1 protein-coding gene is annotated in these 383 nt (G+C 55.1%); it reads right to left on the reverse strand.

Annotated features, from left to right (window positions below; translation table 11 throughout):
• Positions 1-383, reverse strand: a 383-nt coding sequence (locus tag EVJ34_RS15595; protein WP_131486175.1) for a tRNA/rRNA methyltransferase, incomplete at both ends; no start/stop codon positions are given.

The following is a 383-nucleotide window of genomic DNA, read 5'->3' on the forward strand; positions in this document are numbered from 1 at the left end:
GCCCAGGTTATGCGGGTTAGATTCGTTTTCCAGGGCCAGTACACAATCCTGCGCGCCTGCCTGGCTTACCCACTGCTGCACGGTTGTACCGTTACGCTTTTTGATCAGGAAGCAAACGCCGCCGTGATGTTCCGTGCCTGACGCTTTTGTCAGTTCCGCTTCATCCACCACATGGTACGCTTTGCGGTTTGCCGCCATCCAGCGCAAGGCTTCTTTAAAACGTGGCGTTACGCTCTGGATAAACCAGGCGCGAACAATCGCTTCCGGACGGCTCTGGAACAGTGCCTGACAGGCGTTTTCGCCGTAGACGCGGGTTTCTTCCGCACGCTGACGACGCAAAACTTCCGGATCAATAAAACTTTTACCACTGATGCCACCGTGAT

The organism is Exiguobacterium sp. SL-9, from assembly GCF_004336985.1.
In the GTDB taxonomy this organism is placed as follows: Bacteria; Bacillota; Bacilli; order Exiguobacteriales; family Exiguobacteriaceae; genus Exiguobacterium.